The following is a 15,701-nucleotide window of genomic DNA, read 5'->3' as shown; positions in this document are numbered from 1 at the left end:
CCGTTCTACAGGTCGGTGAGGTAGACGCAGTACCGGCCGGTCCGCACGTGCTCGCGCAGATGCCCGGCGATGTCGGCGCAGACCCGGTCGAGCTGGCCGATCGCGCGGCGGATCGCCTTGCCGACCGCGATGCGGGCGCGCTCCTCGTTGGTGACGAACGTCTTGGCCCGCCCGCCGAAGCCGGCCGCGGTGGCCAGTTCCCGCAGCAGCCACTCGCGCTCGTGGGTGAGCCGGTCGTGGCGGTCCACGTCGCCGGTGGTCTCGATCGCCTCGGTGAGTTCGGCGAGTCGCGCCTGGTACCGGCGTCGGGCCACGTCGTCGAGCACGGGCTGCGGCGCGGGCGGCGTGCCGCCGTCCCAGTCGCCGGCGAGGCCGGAGACCAGCGTGGCGGCCAGGATCTCCCGGTCGGCGTTGGCGGTCAGCACGGCGAGGTAGCGCACGCCCCGGCCGTCGCGCACGTGTGCGGTCCGGCCGCCCAACGTCACCGTCCAGTGCGTGCCGCCGCGGCGCCAGGACAGACCGGACCGCGGCGGCGGGCCCGAGTCCGGCAGCCGCAGCCCGATCTCGTCGGCCTCCTGGCGGGCGGTCGTCCGCAGGGCCGCGGCCTCCTCGGGTCCGTCGACGGGGTCGAGCGCCTCGGCCAGCCGCCACCGGGTCATGGCGACGGCCGGCCAGTGCTCCAGCGCGAGGTTGGCCCGCAGCGCCCGCCGTAGGTGGGTGACGGCGACGCCGGGCCGGCCGAGGGTCATCGCCGCGACGCCCAACGCGTGGTGCGTCGAGCCCAGGCACACCGCGCCGAGGCTGGCGACCATCGGCCGGTCGGCGAACGGGAGGAGCAGGTCGTACGCGGTGCGTGACGTCTCGACGTCGCCGAGGAGCGCGGCCGCCTCGACGGCGGCGTAGAGGGTCAGCGGCCAGGTGCCGGTGCGGGAGACCCGGCCCAGGTCGCCGCCGCCGAGGCGGGCGAGCGCTCCGGCGGCCCGCCGGTGGTCGCCGGCCAGCGCCGTGGCCACCGCGAGCACGGCGGTGACGGCGTCGCGGTCGTCGCCGGACCCGGACGCGGCGAGTTCGGTGAGCCGCGGAACCGTGTCGCCGAGCCGGCCCTGGTACCAGCGGACGGCGAGGACCTGGCTGGCGTGCCACCGCGGCGCGTGCGGGTCGCCGGCGGCGACGCCGGCCCGGGCGAGGCGGTCGGCCTCGTCACCGGCCCACGCGAGCCGGCCGGCCCGCACGCCGAGCATGACGTCGACCGCGCGGACCACGGTGCCGGCCGCGTCGTGGCGGTCGGACGGGCCGGAGGCGCGCAGCTCGGCCAGCGCCGCGTCGGCGCGCGGGTCGCCGTCGAGCAGCAGGTCCACCGTGCGCCACATGAGTCCGAGCCGCTGCACCGCCGGGCGGCCGGTGTGCGCGCCCTCGGCGACGAGGTCCAGCGCGAGCCGGTGCCGCCCGGCCGCGTGGTCGGGTCCGAGCATGCGGTGGTGGGCCAGGCCCGCCAGGTCGACCCACGCCTCGTGGTCGCCGGCCGCCCGGGCCTCCCGCGCGAGGTCGAGCACGGGGCCGGGGTCGCCCCGGTCGGCGGCCAGCCGGCCGCGCAGCCGCCGGACCAGCGACGGGTCCGCCGGCCGGGCGTCGAGCGCGCGACGCAGCCGGCTGCGCTGCAGGGCGGCGCCGGTGGTGGACCGGTCGCCGGTTCCCCAGACGCCGCCGAGGCCGAGGGCGGCGCGCGCCATCGCCGCGGCGTCGCCGCGCTCCCCGGCGGCCTGGTAGGCGATCACGAACCAGGGCCGGCTGGCGGCCGGGTCACCGGCGGCCAGCGCCCGTTCCCCCTTGCCCAGGGCCCAGGTCAGCTCGTCCGGACCGGTCCCGTCGTCCACAGTGGACAGGAACGGTCCGGTCGCGGCAGGCTCGGTCACCATCGTCACACCGCGATGGTGTGCACGGTCGCGGAGCCGGGCCAGGTATTGCCCGGATCCCCCATCGGAGCGCGGTCGAACGCACGGATCAGCCACCACCCTCTCTCGCCGGTGCGGTGTTCCACGCCCGTTCCGGCCGTGGTGGAACGTCGTCGGAACGCCGGCGTGCTGGAGGTGGGCGGCGATGGGGTCGACAGGGTGGCACGGCCGGATCCGCCGGCTGCGGGCCGGTGAGGCGGCCGGTGCGGTGCAGTGTGTGTTCGACGGGATGTCGGCAGGGTCGCGCTACCAGCGCTTCCACACCGGGATGCCGCGGCTCACCGCGTCCCAGCGCGCCGAACTGGCCACAGTGGACGGTGACCGGCGCGCGGTGCTGGTGGCCGAGCGCCGGCACGACGGAGGCTGGACCGCCGACGGCCTCGGCCGGCTGATGGCGTTCGGCGACGGCCGGGCGGAGATCGCGCTCGAGGTCGTCGACGCCGCGCAGGGGCGGGGGATCGGCCGGCGCCTGCTCGGTGAGCTGGTCGTCGCCGCCCACGCGTCGGGTCACCGTCGGCTGGTGGCGGCGGTGCTGACGACCAACACCCGGGTGCTGGACTGGCTGCGGCGCGAGTTTCCGGGCTGCACCGTCGACGTCGACGGGCCGGCGTCCGTCGTGGACATCGTGCTGCGGGTCCCGACGATCCTGGACCCCGCGGCCCTGGACCCCGCGGCATGACGATCTACGCGTCGGCGTCCCGGCCGGCCGTCGCCGACCGCCCGCCGCCTGACCCGATGCGCTGGCGGTCGATGGCCGTGATCGGGGTCGCGCAGCTGCTGCTGATCCTCGACATGACGATCGTCAACGTGGCGCTGCCGACCGCCCAGCACGACCTGGGCATCGCCGACGCCGACCGGCACTGGGTCGTCACCGCCTACACGCTGACGTTCGGCGGCCTGCTGCTGCTCGGCGGCCGGATCGCCGACCGCGCCGGGCGCAAGCGGACGTTCGTCGTCGGCCTCGTCGGGTTCGCCGTCGCCTCGACCGCGGCCGGGCTCGCCGTCGACGCCGGCACCCTGTTCGCGGCCCGGGCCCTGCAGGGCACGTTCGCCGCGCTGCTCGCGCCGGCGGCGCTGTCGCTGCTCACCGTGGCGTTCACCGACCCGGCGGAGCGGGCCCGCGCGTTCGCGCTCTACGGCGCGATCGCCGGTGGCGGGGGCGCCCTCGGTCTGCTGCTCGGCGGCGTGCTGACCGAGGTGGCCTCCTGGCGCTGGACGCTGCTCGTCGCCACGCCGATCGCGGCGGCCGCCGCCGTGGCCGCCCTGCGCTACGTGCGCGACAGCCGGTGCGACGCCCGCGTGGGCTACGACCTGCCCGGCGCGCTGACCGGCACCGCCGGGCTGGTCGCGCTGGTGTACGGCTTCAGCCTCGCCGGCACCGACGGCTGGCGTGCTCCGGTGACCCTGGCGGCAATCGGTGTGTCGGCGCTGCTGCTGACCGGGTTCGTCGTCATCGAGGTGCGCACCGCGGAGCCGATGCTGCCCATGCGGATCCTCGCCCACCGCGACCGCGCCGGCGCGTACCTGGCCCGCCTGCTCGTCGGCGTCGCCATCTTCAGCGTGTTCCTGTTCCTCACCTACCACCTGCAGCGCACACTCGGGTACACGCCGATCGAGGCGGGCGCGGCGTTCCTGCCGTTCACCGCCGGAGTCGTCGCGGGCTCGGTGGTCGTCGTGCGGGCGCTGCCGCACCTGGGACCGCGGCTGGCGATGGTCACCGGGCTCGCGACGTCGAGCGCCGGGATGTTCCTGCTGTCGCACCTCGACGTCGACTCCGGCTACTGGACCCACATCCTCCCCGCCGAACTGCTGATCAGCGTCGGCATGGGCCTGACGTTCGGCCCGCTGTCGGGCACCGCGCTCACCGCGGTGGCCGACGACGACGCGGGGATCGCGAGCGCGCTGGTCAACACGAGCCAGCAGGTCGGCGGCTCGCTGGGTACCGCGCTGCTCAACACCGTCGCCACGACCGCCGCGGCGGGTCACGCGATCGGCGGGGCTGCGGCGGTGACCCACGGCTACGCGGTCGTGTTCGAGGTCAGCGCGCTGCTGCTGACGGCGGCCGCGATCAGCACCGCGGTCCTCCTCACCGACGGCACACCTGTCACGCAGCGTCAGCGGAGGTAAAGCTAGGCAGATTCTTGACGGTCGTAATTGAATCGCCTAGCTTTGCGGACATGGATCTCAGCGGGCGGGTCGCGGTCGTCACCGGTGCGGGACGTGGGCTGGGGCTGGCGTACGCCACCGCACTCGGCGCCGCCGGCGCGTCGGTCGTGGTCAACGACGCCGACGGGGCGGCCGCCGGTGCGGCCGTGGACGCGATCGTCGCGGCCGGCGGCACCGCGGTCGCCGAGGCCGGCGCGGTCGGACCGTCCGATGTCGCCGAGCGGATCGTCGGGCGCGCGGTGTCGACGTTCGGACGCCTCGACGCGCTGGTGACCAACGCGGGCATCCTGCGCGACCGGATGCTGTGGAAGATGTCCGACGAGGAGTTCGACGCCGTCGTCGACGTGCACCTGCGCGGCACGTTCACCTGCGTGCGCGCCGCCGTGGGGCAGATGCGGGCGCAGGGCGGTGGCGGGCGCGTGGTCGTCGTCGGGTCGCCGGCCGGCCAGCGGGGCAACGTCGGGCAGACCAACTACTCGGCGGCGAAGGCCGCGATCGTGGGCATGGTCCGCACGTGGGCGATGGAGCTTGGCCGGGCGTCGATCACCGTCAACGCGGTGGTCCCGGTCGCGGCGACCGCGATGACCGCGACGATCCCGGCGTTCGCGCCGCACGTCGAGGCGTTCGAACGCGACGGGACGCCCATGCCCGCCTGGCTGCGTGCCGGCGCCGGCTTCGGCACCCCCGACGACGCGGCCGGCCTGGTGGTGTACCTCGCCTCCGCGGCGAGCGCGGACGTCACCGGTCAGGCGATCGGCGTCGGCGGCGACAAGCTGTCGCTGTGGAGCCATCCCACCGAGGTCGCCGCCGTGTACCGCGACGGCGGCTGGTCGGCCGACGACATCGCCACCGCGTGGCCGACCTCGCTCGGCACCGCCACGCAGACGGTGGGGGTACCCGTGCCGGCGGATCCCGGTGCGTAACCGGGGGGTCGGCTCGTGGCCGGCGCGCCGGGCGCGGATGTCGCCGCACCGCGTCGCGCTCGTGCACGTGCGTCGCGAGTGGACGTTCGCCGACGTGTCCGGCCGCTCCACCCGGCTCGCGTACGTGTTGCGCGAACGCGGGGTGCGCGCCGGTGACCGCGTGGCGTTCCTCGGCCCGAACCGGCCGGAGTTCCTCGAGACGATGTTCGCCGCGGGGCTCCTCGGCGCGGTCTTCGTCCCGTTGAACACCCGGCTGGCCGTCCCGGAACTGGCGACGATCGTGGCCGACTGCGGCGCCACCGCGCTGGTCCACTCGTCCGAGCACGCCGACGCGGCCGCCGCGCTCGGCGTCGCCGACCCGATCGCCGCACCGTATGAGGCGGTGCTCGCCGCGGCGCCGACCGCCCCGCTCGACGAACCGGTGGACCCCGCCGACCCGTGCCTGCTGCTCTACACCTCGGGCACGACCGGCCGGCCCAAGGGCGTCGTCCTCACCCACGCCAACCTCGCCTGGAACGCGTTCAACCTGCTGCTCGACGTCGACCTCACCGCCGACGAGGTGGCCCTGGTCAGCGCGCCGATGTTCCATGTCGCCGCGCTGAACCAGACCGTGCTGCCGACGTTCCTCAAGGGCGGCCGGTCGGTGCTGGTGCCCCGGTTCGACCCGGCCGGCTCGCTACGGTTGATCGCCACCCACGGCGTCACACTGATGTTCGGCGTCCCGGCGATGTTCCAGACGATCGCCGCCTGTGACGAATGGGCGGGCGCCGACCTGTCGACGGTGCGCACGCTGATGTGCGGCGGCGCACCGGTTCCCGAGTCGCTGATCGCCACCTACCACCGGCGCGGCCTGACGTTCCTGCAGGGCTACGGGATGACCGAGGCGGCGCCCGGCGTGCTGTTCCTGCGCGCGGAGGAGAGCCGGCGCAGGGCCGGGTCGGCCGGCACCGCCGTGTTCTTCGGCGACGTGCGTGTCGTGCGGCCCGACGGCACCGACGTCGCGCCCGACGAGCCCGGCGAGATCCTGGTGCGCGGCCCGAACGTCTCGCCCGGCTACTGGAACCGGCCCGACGACACGGCCGCGGCGTTCGATGGCGACGGGTGGTTCCACTCCGGCGACGTCGCGGTCGTCGACGGCGACGGCTTCGCCCATGTGCGCGACCGCATCAAGGACATGATCATCTCGGGCGGGGAGAACATCTACCCGGCCGAGGTCGAGGACGCGCTGTCCGGCCACCCCGACGTCGCCGAGTGCGCGGTGATCGGGGTACCCGACGACCGGTGGGGCGAGGTCGGCCGCGCCGTCGTCGTGCCCCGCACCGGTTCGACCGTCGATCCCGCGCAGGTGCTGGCGTTCCTTGACGGTCGCATCGCGCGGTACAAGATCCCGAAGTCGGTCGTGCTGACGGAGACGTTGCCGCGCACCGCCTCCGGCAAGGTGCTCAAGAGCCGCCTGCGGACCACCCACGGGGAGGAAACCACATGACCACAGTCGTCTTCTCGGACCTGTCCGGGCTCGCCGGCAGCGACCTCGGCACCAGCGAGTGGCTGGAGATCACCCAGGACAGGATCGACCGGTTCGCCGACGCCACCGGCGACCACCAGTGGATCCACGTCGACCCCTCGCGCGCCGCGACGGGTCCGTTCGGCACGACCATCGCACACGGATACCTGACCCTGTCCCTCGTCATTCCACTGTGGACCGACCTGCTGCGCATCGAGGACGTCGGCATGGCCGTCAACTACGGCCTGAACAAGGTCCGCTTCCCGGCACCGGTACCGGTCGGCTCGAAGATCCGCCTCGCGGCGACGGTCGCGTCGGTCCGCCCGGTCGCCGGGAACGGCGTCGAACTCGTCGCCGACCTCACCGTCGAGATCGAAGGCGGTCCGAAGCCGGCCGCCGTCGCCCAGGCGGTGTACCGCTACCACCCCTGAGCTCCCCGCCACCCCGGAGCGTGCCATGAGAAGACTGTCCGCTGTTCTCGCCCTTCTGCTCGCCACGACCGTCCTGTCCGCCTGCAACTCCGACCCGGAGAAGTCCCCGGGTGCCGCGCCGGCCGCCGGCAACGGGCCGGTGAAGGAACTCGTCGACCGCCTGCCCGAGGCGATCCGCAAGGCGGGCGTGCTGCGCCTCGCCGGCGACTCGCACCCGCCGTACCGCTCCGTCGGCACCGACGGCAAGACCGTCACCGGGCTCGACCCCGACCTGCAGGCCGCCCTCGGCCGCGTGCTCGGCCTCAAGCCCGAGATCTCCATCGTCAACGGCCTGCCGGCGGCGCTCACCGGCATGCTCTCCGGCCGCTACGACGGGTTCAACGGACCGGTCAAGGACACCGCCGAGCGGGAGAAGGACTTCGACGCCGTGGTCTGGATGACCACCCGCACCGCGTACCTGGTGCCGACGGAGAGCAAGGCCGGCATCAGGACCAGCGCCGACATCTGCGGCAAGAAGGTCGCCGCCGTCACCGGCAGCATCGTCGAGGACCAGATCAAGAAGCTGACCGCGTGGTGCACGAAGAACGGCAAACAGGCGGTGACGTTCATCGGCCTCGCCGACACCAACGCCACCATCCTCGCCGCGAAGTCCGGCCGGGCCGACGCCGCCGGCATGACCGAGGGCGCCGCGATCGACGCGAAGGCCAAGGACAAGGACGCCTACACCTACGTCACCCAGACCGACGAGCAGGGTGCCGGCGTCGACCAGCTCGCGATGCTGGTGCCGAAGTCCAGCGGCCTGGGACCGGTGCTCCGGGACGCGTTCACGGTGCTGCTCGACAGCGGCGAGTACCTGGAGATCATGAAGAAGTACGGGTTGGACAACGTGGCCGTGAAGCAGATCGGCTACAACACGGCCGCGCCGAAGACGTCCGGCCCGGGGTCGCCGGCGCCCAGCGCCTCGACATGACCGCCGTCGACATGACCACCACCGCGAAGGTGTCCACTGTGGACGTCGCCACCGCCCGGCCCCGGTTCCGGCCGTGGCGGTGGCTGACCGGCGCGCTCCTGCTCGCGGTCGCTGTTCAGGTCGTGGTGTTCCTGTACAGCAACCCGCGGTTCGAGTGGGACGTCGTGGGCGAGTACCTGTTCGACGCCACGGTGCTCGCCGGACTGGGCATGTCGGTGCTGCTGACGGTCGTCGGCATGACGCTCGGCTCGCTGCTCGGGACGGTGCTGGCCGCCGGTCAGCTCAGCGAGTTCGGGCCGGCCCGGTGGGCGGCGACCGTGTACGTCGGTGTGTTCCGCGGGGTGCCGCCGCTGGTGCAGCTGATCTTCTGGTACAACCTCGCGTACCTGCTGCCGACGCTGTCGATCGGCGTCCCGTACGGTCCGACGTTCGCGTCGTGGGACTCGAACGCGGTCATCACACCGTTGTTCGCGGCGATCCTCGGCCTGTCGCTGCACGAGGCCGCGTACATGGCCGAGATCATCCGGGCCGGCATCCTCGCGGTCGACCCGGGCCAGCGCGACGCGGCGAAGGCGATGGGCTTCACGTCGGGCCAGACGTTCGGCCGGGTGGTGCTGCCGCAGGCGATGCGGGTCATCATCCCGCCGACCGGCAGCCAGTTCATCAGCCTGCTCAAGGGCACGTCGCTGGTCAGCGTGATCGCGATGGCCGACCTGCTGCACGCGGTGCAGGTCATCTACAACCGCACGTACGAGGTGGTGCCGATGCTGCTGGTCGCGGTGATCTGGTACCTGGCCGTGGTGACCGTGCTGTCGCTGGGCCAGCGCCGGTTGGAGCGCCGCTTCGGTCGGGGGGTCACGGTATGACGCCGGTGGTGTCCATGGTGGACGTCCGCAAGCGGTTCGGCGCCGTGACCGCGCTCGACGGCGCGTCGCTGGACGTGGCCGAGGGCGAGGTGGTCGTCGTCGTGGGGCCGTCGGGGTCGGGGAAGTCGACGCTGGTGCGCTGCCTGCACCAGCTCGCGCCGATCGACGGCGGCGCCATGTACCTCGACGGGGAACTGCTCGGCTACGAGCACGTCCGGGGCCGGCTGGTGCCGCTGACCGAGCGCCGGGTCGCCGCCCAGCGCCGGCGGATGGGCATGGTGTTCCAGCAGTTCCAGCTCTTTCCACACTGGACGGTGCTGCGCAACGTCACCGAGGCGCCGGTGCGCGTGCACGGCGTGGCGCCGGCCAGTGCCCGCGCCGCGGCCATGGAGCTGCTCGACCGGGTCGGGCTCGCCGACAAGGCCGACGCCCACCCGCGGCAGCTGTCCGGCGGGCAGCAGCAGCGGGTCGCGATCGCCCGGGCGCTGGCGACCCGGCCGCGGCTCCTGCTGCTCGACGAGCCGACGAGCGCACTGGACCCGGAGCTGGTGGAGGAGGTGCTGGCCGTGGTGCGCGGCCTGGCCCGCGACGGGATCACGATGATCGTGGTGACCCACGAGATGGCGTTCGCGCGCGAGGTGGCCGACCGGTGCGTGTTCATGGACGCCGGCCGGGTGGTGGAGACCGGTCCGCCGGAGGAGTTCTTCGACCGGCCGTCGTCGCCGCGGCTGGCCGCGTTCCTGTCCCGCTTCAGCCGGGCGGTGACCGGGTGATCACGGTGCTCGGCGTCGGCGACCTGGTGCTCGACGAGCCCGACCCGGCGTCCTACTTCGGGCCCGTCCGGGCGACGCTCGGCGCCGGCGACGTGGTGGTGGGGCACATCGAGGTGCCGCACAGCTCCGCGACCGTCCAGGTGAGCACCGACGTGCCGGCGCCGCCGGCCGATCCCGCCGGTCTCGCGGCGGTCGCGGGGGCGGGCTTCCACGTGGTGACGCTCGCCGGCAACCACGTCTACGACGTCGGAGACGTCGGCGTCGCCGACACGATCCGGCACGCCCGGGCGGCCGGGCTGGCGACCGCCGGCGCCGGGATGACGCTGACGGAGGCGCGGCGGCCGGCGATCGTGGAGCGGGACGGGATCCGAGTCGGCGTGCTCAGCTACAACTGCGTCGGCCCCCGCGAGTCGTGGGCGCGGGCGCAGAAGCCCGGCTGCGCCTACGTCCAGGTGCTGACCCACTACGAGCTCGACCACGCCTCGCCCGGCGGCCCGCCGCGGATCTACACGTTCGCCGACCCCGACACGCTCGACCGCATGGCCGACGACATCGGGCGGCTGGCCGCCGAGGTCGACGTGGTCGTGGTGTCGATGCACAAGGGCGTCGGGCACACGCCGGCCGTGCTCGCGATGTACGAGCGTCCCGTGGCGCGGGCCGCGGTCGACGCGGGCGCGTCGGTGGTGTTCGCCCACCACGCGCACATCATGCGCGGCATCGAGGTGTACAAGGGCCGCCCGATCTACCACGGGCTCGGCAACTTCGTCACCGTGACGCACGCGCTCAGCGCGACCGGCAACGACAGCGCCGACCGGGCCGAGTGGGCCCGCCGCCGCGTCGAGCTGTACGGCTTCGCGCCCGACCCGGACATGCCGTTCTACCCGTTCCATCCGCAGAGCCGCAACACCGCGATCGCCCGGTGCCGATTCGAACGGGTCGGCGGCGCGGTGCGGCTGGCCTCGGCCGGCTTCGTGCCGTGCTGGATCGACGACCACGGCCGCCCGGTTCCGGTGAGCCGTGGCGACGGTGGCGCGGAGGTGGCAGCCTACGTCGAGGAGATCACGCACAGAGCCGGGCTGCGCACGGAGTTCCGGTGGGAGGGGGACGAGGTGCTCGTCACATGACGGCGGGACCGCTGGCCGGACGCACGGTCGTCGACCTCACCAACGCGCTCGCCGGTCCGTACGCGACGCTGCTGCTGGCCGGCCTCGGCGCGCGGGTCATCAAGGTGGAGAACCCGCTCGCGGGCGGCGACACCGCCCGCAACAACTCGCCGTACGTGGGCCCCGACGGTCTGGTCACCACCCGCGGATCGACGGCCGACCTGTCGGTGTCGATGCTCGTGCGTGGCCGTAACAAGCTCAGCGTGACGCTCAACCTCAAGCACCCCGATGCCCGCGACGTGTTCGCCGACCTCGTGCGGCACGCCGACATCGTGGTCGAGAACTTCAGCGCCGGCGTCACCGGCCGCCTCGGCATCGACCACGCGTTCGCCGCGGAGGTGAACCCGCGCATCGTGTACACGTCGATCAGCGGGTTCGGCGCGCAGGGCGGCCCCGGCTCCGGCAAGGCGATGGACACCATCATCCAGGCGCTCAGCGGTGTGATGATGACCGCCGGCGCACCGGGCGAGGCACCGGTGCGGTTCGGGCTGCCGGTGGCCGACCTGGTCGCGCCGCTGTACGCGGTGATCGGCACGCTCGCCGCGGTGATCCAGGCCGACGCGACCGGCGTGGGGCAGCACGTCGACGTGTCGATGCTCGGCGCGCTCACCTCGCTCGTGGCGTGCGAGCCGTTCGACGCGTTCGAGCGCATCGGCCTGCCGGTGCGCACCGGCGCGACCGTCCCCCGGATGGCGCCGTTCGGCGTGTTCCCCGCCGCCGACGGCTGGTTCGCGCTGTGCGCGCCGACCGACGCGTTCAGCCGCGGCACGTTCACCGCGGTCGGCCGCGCGGACCTGCTCGACGACCCGCGCTTCACCACGCGCGACGCCCGGGTGCGGCACGCCGACGAGGTGCACGGGTTCGTCGCGGCGTGGGCGGCCGGCCGGCCGCTCGCCGAGGTGCTGGAGACGTTGACCCGCAACGGCGTCCCGGCCGCGGAGGTCCGCGAGCCGGCCCAGGCGGTGCGCGACCCGCTGGTGCTCGAGCGCGGCGAGGTCGTCCCGATCGGCGACCCCGACCTCGGCCTGTTCGGTGCCGGCGTGCCGATCCGGTTCTCCGCGGCGACCACCGACCTCGACGGCCCCGTGCCGCACCTCGGCGAGCACAACGAGTCGGTGTACGGCGACCTGCTCGGCTACCCGGCCGACCGGCTCAAGACGCTCGCCGACGACGGGGTCATCTGATGCCGCCGGTGGTCGGGTACGTCGGCACGGACGTGCCGGTGGAGCTGCTCACCGCCGCCGGCGTCACCCCGCTGCGGCTCACCGGCGACCCGGCCCGGGTCGGCGGCGCGGGGGAGGAGTACCTGGGACGCGGGGTCGACCCGGTCGCCGTGTCGATCCTCAACCGGTTGCTGTCGCATGACTTCCCGGTCGACCGGGTGCTGGTGTCGCACGACTGCGAGGCGTCGCTGCGGCTGTTCTACGCGCTGCGGGAGCTGCGCCGGCTGGAGCCGTCGGCGGGGCTGCCCGAACCGTACCTCGTCGACGTGCTGCACCTGCCGCACCGCACCACCACCGCCTACAACCGCGTCCGGCTGCGGGAGCTGCGGGAGCGGCTCGGGGCCTGGTACGGGCCGGTCACCGACGGGGCGGTCGCCGACGCCGTGGCGCTGCACGACGAGCGGCGCCGCCTGCTCGCGGAGCTGAGGCCGCGGCTGACGGGCGTGGAGGCCTTCGCGATGGCCGCCGGAGGCCCGGTTCCACCGGCGACGGTCCACGGCGGCGCGGTTTCACCGGCGACGGTCCACGGTGGACGCCGCGTGTTCCTCACCGGGAGCTCCCACGACACCCCGCACGTCTACGTCGCGCTGGAGGACGCCGGGTACCTCGTCGTGGGGGAGGACCACAGCCCGGTCCTGCCACCCGGAGGGTCCACTGTGGACGACCTCGCCGAGCGGTACCAGTACAACGGGCCGGCCGCGTCCTGGTCCCCGATCGCCGCGCGGGCCGCGCACACGGCGGCGGCCGCCCGCGCGTGCGGCGCGGAACTGGTGATCGCCTACGCCCGGCGCAACGACGGGGGACCGGCGTGGGACTTCCCCGCGCAGCGCGCGGCGCTGGCCGCCGTGGGCATCCCCGCGGTGCTGGTGAAGAACCAGGAGTACGGCTCGATCGCGGTGCCGGTGGGGAGCGCGGCATGACGCGCGCGGTGAAGCAGCTGGAGTCGGCGGCCGAGGCCGGCCGCTACCAACGGGAGTGGTTCCGCGCGCTGCGCGAGCGGGTCGCCGGCGGTGAGCCGTTCGCGCTCGTGAACGCCGACGCGCCGCAGGAGATCTTCCGCGCCATGGACATCCCTTACGTGGTGACGCAGTGGTGGGCCTCGGTGGTGGCGGCGAAGCAGCGCTCCGGCGACTACCTGCGGCTGGTCGCCGAGCGCGGCTACCCCGACGACTCCGACCAGTACAACGCCGTCGCGCTCGGCTCGGTGTTCGACGACGACCCGGCGTCGGCGCCGTGGGGCGGCCTGCCGCGACCGACGATCGTGCTCGCCGAGACCACCGGCGACACCACCCGCAAGGTCTTCGACGTCTGGGGGCAGCAGCCCGGCATCGCGTTCTACGCCCTGGAGAGCGCGGCCTCCAACGACGCGCCGCAGCGGTGGTGGGAGCTGATGCCGCACCGGTGGGAGGAGGCGGTCGGCACCGCGCGGCTCGACCTGCTCACCGCCGAGCTCGCCGGCCTGGTCCGCTTCCTGGAGACCACGACGGGGCGCGAGTTCCGCGACTCGCGCTTCCGCGAGGTGATGGCCCTGGTGAACGAGCAGGCCGAGTGGAACCGCCGTTCGCGCGACCTCATCGCGGCGACGTCGCCGGCGCCGTTGAGCGTCGTCGACAGCATCCCGAGCGTCATGGTGCCGCAGTGGCACCGGGGCACGCCGTGGGCCCGCGATGCCGCCCGGCGCTTCCACGACGAGGTGCGCGAGCGGGTCGACACCGGCCGCGCCGCGTGCGCCGGCGAACGCCTGCGGCTCATGTGGATCGGTCGGGGCCTGTGGTACGACATGGGCTTCTACCAACGGTTCCAGGAGTCGCACGGCGCGGTGTTCGTGTGGTCGATGTACCTGGCGGTCGCCGCCGACGGCTACGCCCGCTACGGCGGCGACCCGTTGCGGGCGCTGGCGGCCCGGTTCGCCGCGTTCAGCGAGCAGCTGTACATGCCGCCGTGGAGCGGCGACTGGTACGTCAAGGAGGCGCGGGCGCACGGCATCGACGGCGTGGTGCACCTGGTGTCGGCCGACCCGCGCGGAAGCTGGTTCACCACCCGCGCGCTGCGCGACGCCGGCTTCCCGGTGCTGGAACTGCACGCCGACAACGTCGACGACCGCGGCTACGACACCGCGGCCGTCGCCGCCGACATCGGCGCCTGGCTCGACGGACTCTAGACGCGGTCGTCGGACGGCAGGGCGGAGCCGCCCTGCGGGGCGCGGTCGGTCATGAGACGTACGATCTCGGCGCGGTCGGCAGGCCCGGGCAGTCCCCATTCCGGCCGGTAGCCGTACACCTCGTGCAGGGGCGTGGCCGACGTGCGCCCGTCGAGGATCTCCACCGATCCGGTGTCGATGAGCCCGGGATGCTCGACGCCGCAGGCCTCGGCGACCTTCATGAGGTCGCGGCGCAGCGTGCGGATGTAGTTGGCGACGCGCTCCGCCTTCGGCCCCGGCACCAGCCCGCGGGCCAGCCACTGGTTCTGGGTCGCCACGCCGGTGGGGCAGGTGTCGGTGTGGCACTTCTGCGCCTGGACGCAGCCGATCGCGAGCATCGCCTCCCGAGCGACGTTGATCATGTCGCAGCCGAGGGCGAACGCGATGACCGCGTTGTCGGGCAGCCCGAGCTTGCCGGCGCCGATGAACGTCACCCGTTCGTGCAGCCCCCGCTCGGCGAACATCCGGTAGACGCGGCTGAAGCCGAGCTGGAACGGCAGCGAGACGGTGTCGGTGAAGATGAGCGGGGCGGCGCCGGTGCCCCCTTCGCCGCCGTCGATGGAGACGAAATCGACGCCGCGTCCGGTATCGTGCATGAGCCGGGTCAGCTCGTCCCAGAAGCCCATGTCACCGACGGCGGCCTTGATGCCCACCGGCAGGCCGGTCTCGGCGGCCAGCAGCTCGACCCAGTCGAGCAGCCCGTCGGTGTCGGAGAACTCGGCGTGACGCGACGGGCTGACGCAGTCGCGTCCCATGGCGATGCCCCGCACCTCGGCGATCTCGGCGGAGACTTTCGCGGCCGGCAGCAGCCCGCCGAGGCTGGGCTTGGCGCCCTGGCTGAGCTTGACCTCGAGGGCACGTACCGGCGCCGCCGCGACCAGGGCCTTGAGCCGGTCGAGGCTGAACCGGCCGCGCTCGTCGCGGCACCCGAAGTACGCGGTGCCGATCTGGAAGACGAGGTCGCCGCCGTGGCGGTGGTACCGCGACAGGCCGCCCTCGCCGGTGTTCTGCAGGCAGCCGGCCAGCGCCGCCCCCCGGTTCAGCGCCTCGACCGCGTTGCCCGACAGCGAGCCGAAGCTCATCCCCGAGATGTTGACCACCGACCGGGGCCGGAACGCTTTCGCCCGGCCGCGGGCGGCACCGAGCACCTTCGCCGCGGGCAGCTCGACGTCGTGCCCGGCCGTCGGCGACGACGGTGGCACCGCCCGCCCGAACGTCCGGTGCTTGATCACGGGGTAGCCGGCGGTGTACTCGATGTCGTTGTCGGTGCCGAACCCGAAGTAGTTGTTCTCGTTCTTGGCCGAGCTGTACACCCAGCGCCGCTGGTCGCGCGTGAACGGGCGTTCCTCGTTGTTGCCCGCGACGATGTACTGCCGCAGCTCCGGCCCGATCGACTCGATGAGGTACCGCGCGTGCCCGAGCACGGGAAAGTTTCGCAGCAGGGCATGGTCGCGCTGGAACAGGTCCCGGGCGGCGACGGCGGCGATCGCGGAGGCGACGGCTTTGACGGCGGTACGCATGCGGTCGACG

At 73.8% G+C, this 15,701-nt stretch carries 14 protein-coding genes; 12 read left to right on the top strand and 2 right to left on the bottom strand.

What is annotated here, in order from left to right:
- Positions 1-5: 5 nt before the first annotated feature.
- The gene (locus Voc01_RS39445; protein WP_203932808.1) at positions 6-1,922 is read right to left on the bottom strand and encodes a hypothetical protein; all 1,917 of its coding nucleotides are present in this window, start codon (positions 1,920-1,922) and stop codon (positions 6-8) included.
- A gap of 175 nt (positions 1,923-2,097) precedes the next feature.
- On the opposite strand from Voc01_RS39445, the gene Voc01_RS39440 reads away from it, so the two are divergent.
- The 12 genes from Voc01_RS39440 to Voc01_RS39385 are packed head-to-tail and all read left to right on the top strand — an operon-like array spanning position 2,098 to position 14,132.
- Entirely contained in the window at positions 2,098-2,631 is a 534-nt protein-coding gene (locus Voc01_RS39440; protein ID WP_203932807.1) for a GNAT family N-acetyltransferase, read from the top strand.
- Positions 2,628-4,079, top strand: a complete 1,452-nt coding sequence (locus Voc01_RS39435) for an MFS transporter (RefSeq protein ID WP_203932806.1) — start codon at positions 2,628-2,630, stop codon at positions 4,077-4,079. Before Voc01_RS39440 ends, Voc01_RS39435 begins: the two co-directional genes overlap by 4 nt.
- A 50-nt stretch (positions 4,080-4,129) precedes the next feature.
- Positions 4,130-5,041, top strand: a complete 912-nt coding sequence (locus Voc01_RS39430; RefSeq protein ID WP_203932805.1) for an SDR family NAD(P)-dependent oxidoreductase — start codon at positions 4,130-4,132, stop codon at positions 5,039-5,041.
- Positions 5,034-6,527 carry an acyl-CoA synthetase gene (locus tag Voc01_RS39425; protein ID WP_203932804.1) on the top strand — a complete coding sequence of 498 codons (1,494 nt, stop codon included), beginning with the start codon at positions 5,034-5,036 and terminating at the stop codon, positions 6,525-6,527. Before Voc01_RS39430 ends, Voc01_RS39425 begins: the two co-directional genes overlap by 8 nt.
- Complete coding sequence (locus Voc01_RS39420; RefSeq protein ID WP_203932803.1) at positions 6,524-6,976, top strand: MaoC family dehydratase; 453 nt, start codon at positions 6,524-6,526, stop codon at positions 6,974-6,976. The genes Voc01_RS39425 and Voc01_RS39420 overlap by 4 nt, the downstream gene beginning before the upstream one ends.
- Positions 6,977-7,001: 25 nt before the next feature.
- Positions 7,002-7,946 carry a transporter substrate-binding domain-containing protein gene (locus Voc01_RS39415; protein WP_203932802.1) on the top strand — a complete coding sequence of 315 codons (945 nt, stop codon included), beginning with the start codon at positions 7,002-7,004 and terminating at the stop codon, positions 7,944-7,946.
- A complete protein-coding gene (locus tag Voc01_RS39410) occupies positions 7,943-8,812 on the top strand; it encodes an amino acid ABC transporter permease (RefSeq protein WP_239160829.1) in 870 nt (289 codons plus the stop codon). Before Voc01_RS39415 ends, Voc01_RS39410 begins: the two co-directional genes overlap by 4 nt.
- A complete protein-coding gene (locus Voc01_RS39405; RefSeq protein WP_203932801.1) occupies positions 8,809-9,585 on the top strand; it encodes an amino acid ABC transporter ATP-binding protein in 777 nt (258 codons plus the stop codon). The genes Voc01_RS39410 and Voc01_RS39405 overlap by 4 nt, the downstream gene beginning before the upstream one ends.
- Positions 9,582-10,709, top strand: a complete 1,128-nt coding sequence (locus Voc01_RS39400) for a CapA family protein (RefSeq protein ID WP_203932800.1) — start codon at positions 9,582-9,584, stop codon at positions 10,707-10,709. Before Voc01_RS39405 ends, Voc01_RS39400 begins: the two co-directional genes overlap by 4 nt.
- Complete coding sequence (locus Voc01_RS39395; RefSeq protein ID WP_203932799.1) at positions 10,706-11,932, top strand: CaiB/BaiF CoA transferase family protein; 1,227 nt, start codon at positions 10,706-10,708, stop codon at positions 11,930-11,932. The genes Voc01_RS39400 and Voc01_RS39395 overlap by 4 nt, the downstream gene beginning before the upstream one ends.
- Positions 11,932-12,891 (top strand): 2-hydroxyacyl-CoA dehydratase family protein, encoded by a 960-nt coding sequence (locus Voc01_RS39390; RefSeq protein WP_203932798.1) that lies wholly within the window; start codon positions 11,932-11,934, stop codon positions 12,889-12,891. Before Voc01_RS39395 ends, Voc01_RS39390 begins: the two co-directional genes overlap by 1 nt.
- The gene (locus Voc01_RS39385; RefSeq protein ID WP_203932797.1) at positions 12,888-14,132 is read left to right on the top strand and encodes a 2-hydroxyacyl-CoA dehydratase family protein; all 1,245 of its coding nucleotides are present in this window, start codon (positions 12,888-12,890) and stop codon (positions 14,130-14,132) included. The genes Voc01_RS39390 and Voc01_RS39385 overlap by 4 nt, the downstream gene beginning before the upstream one ends.
- On the opposite strand, the gene Voc01_RS39380 is transcribed toward Voc01_RS39385, so the two are convergent.
- Complete coding sequence (locus tag Voc01_RS39380) at positions 14,129-15,691, bottom strand: FMN-binding glutamate synthase family protein (protein WP_203932796.1); 1,563 nt, start codon at positions 15,689-15,691, stop codon at positions 14,129-14,131. The genes Voc01_RS39385 and Voc01_RS39380 overlap by 4 nt on opposite strands.
- Positions 15,692-15,701: the final 10 nt, after the last annotated feature.

The sequence above is a fragment of the Virgisporangium ochraceum genome, assembly GCF_016863655.1.
Lineage (GTDB): Bacteria > Actinomycetota > Actinomycetes > Mycobacteriales > Micromonosporaceae > Virgisporangium > Virgisporangium ochraceum.
Note: the sequence above shows the minus strand (reverse complement) of the source record. Positions and strands in the feature narration are given on the sequence as shown.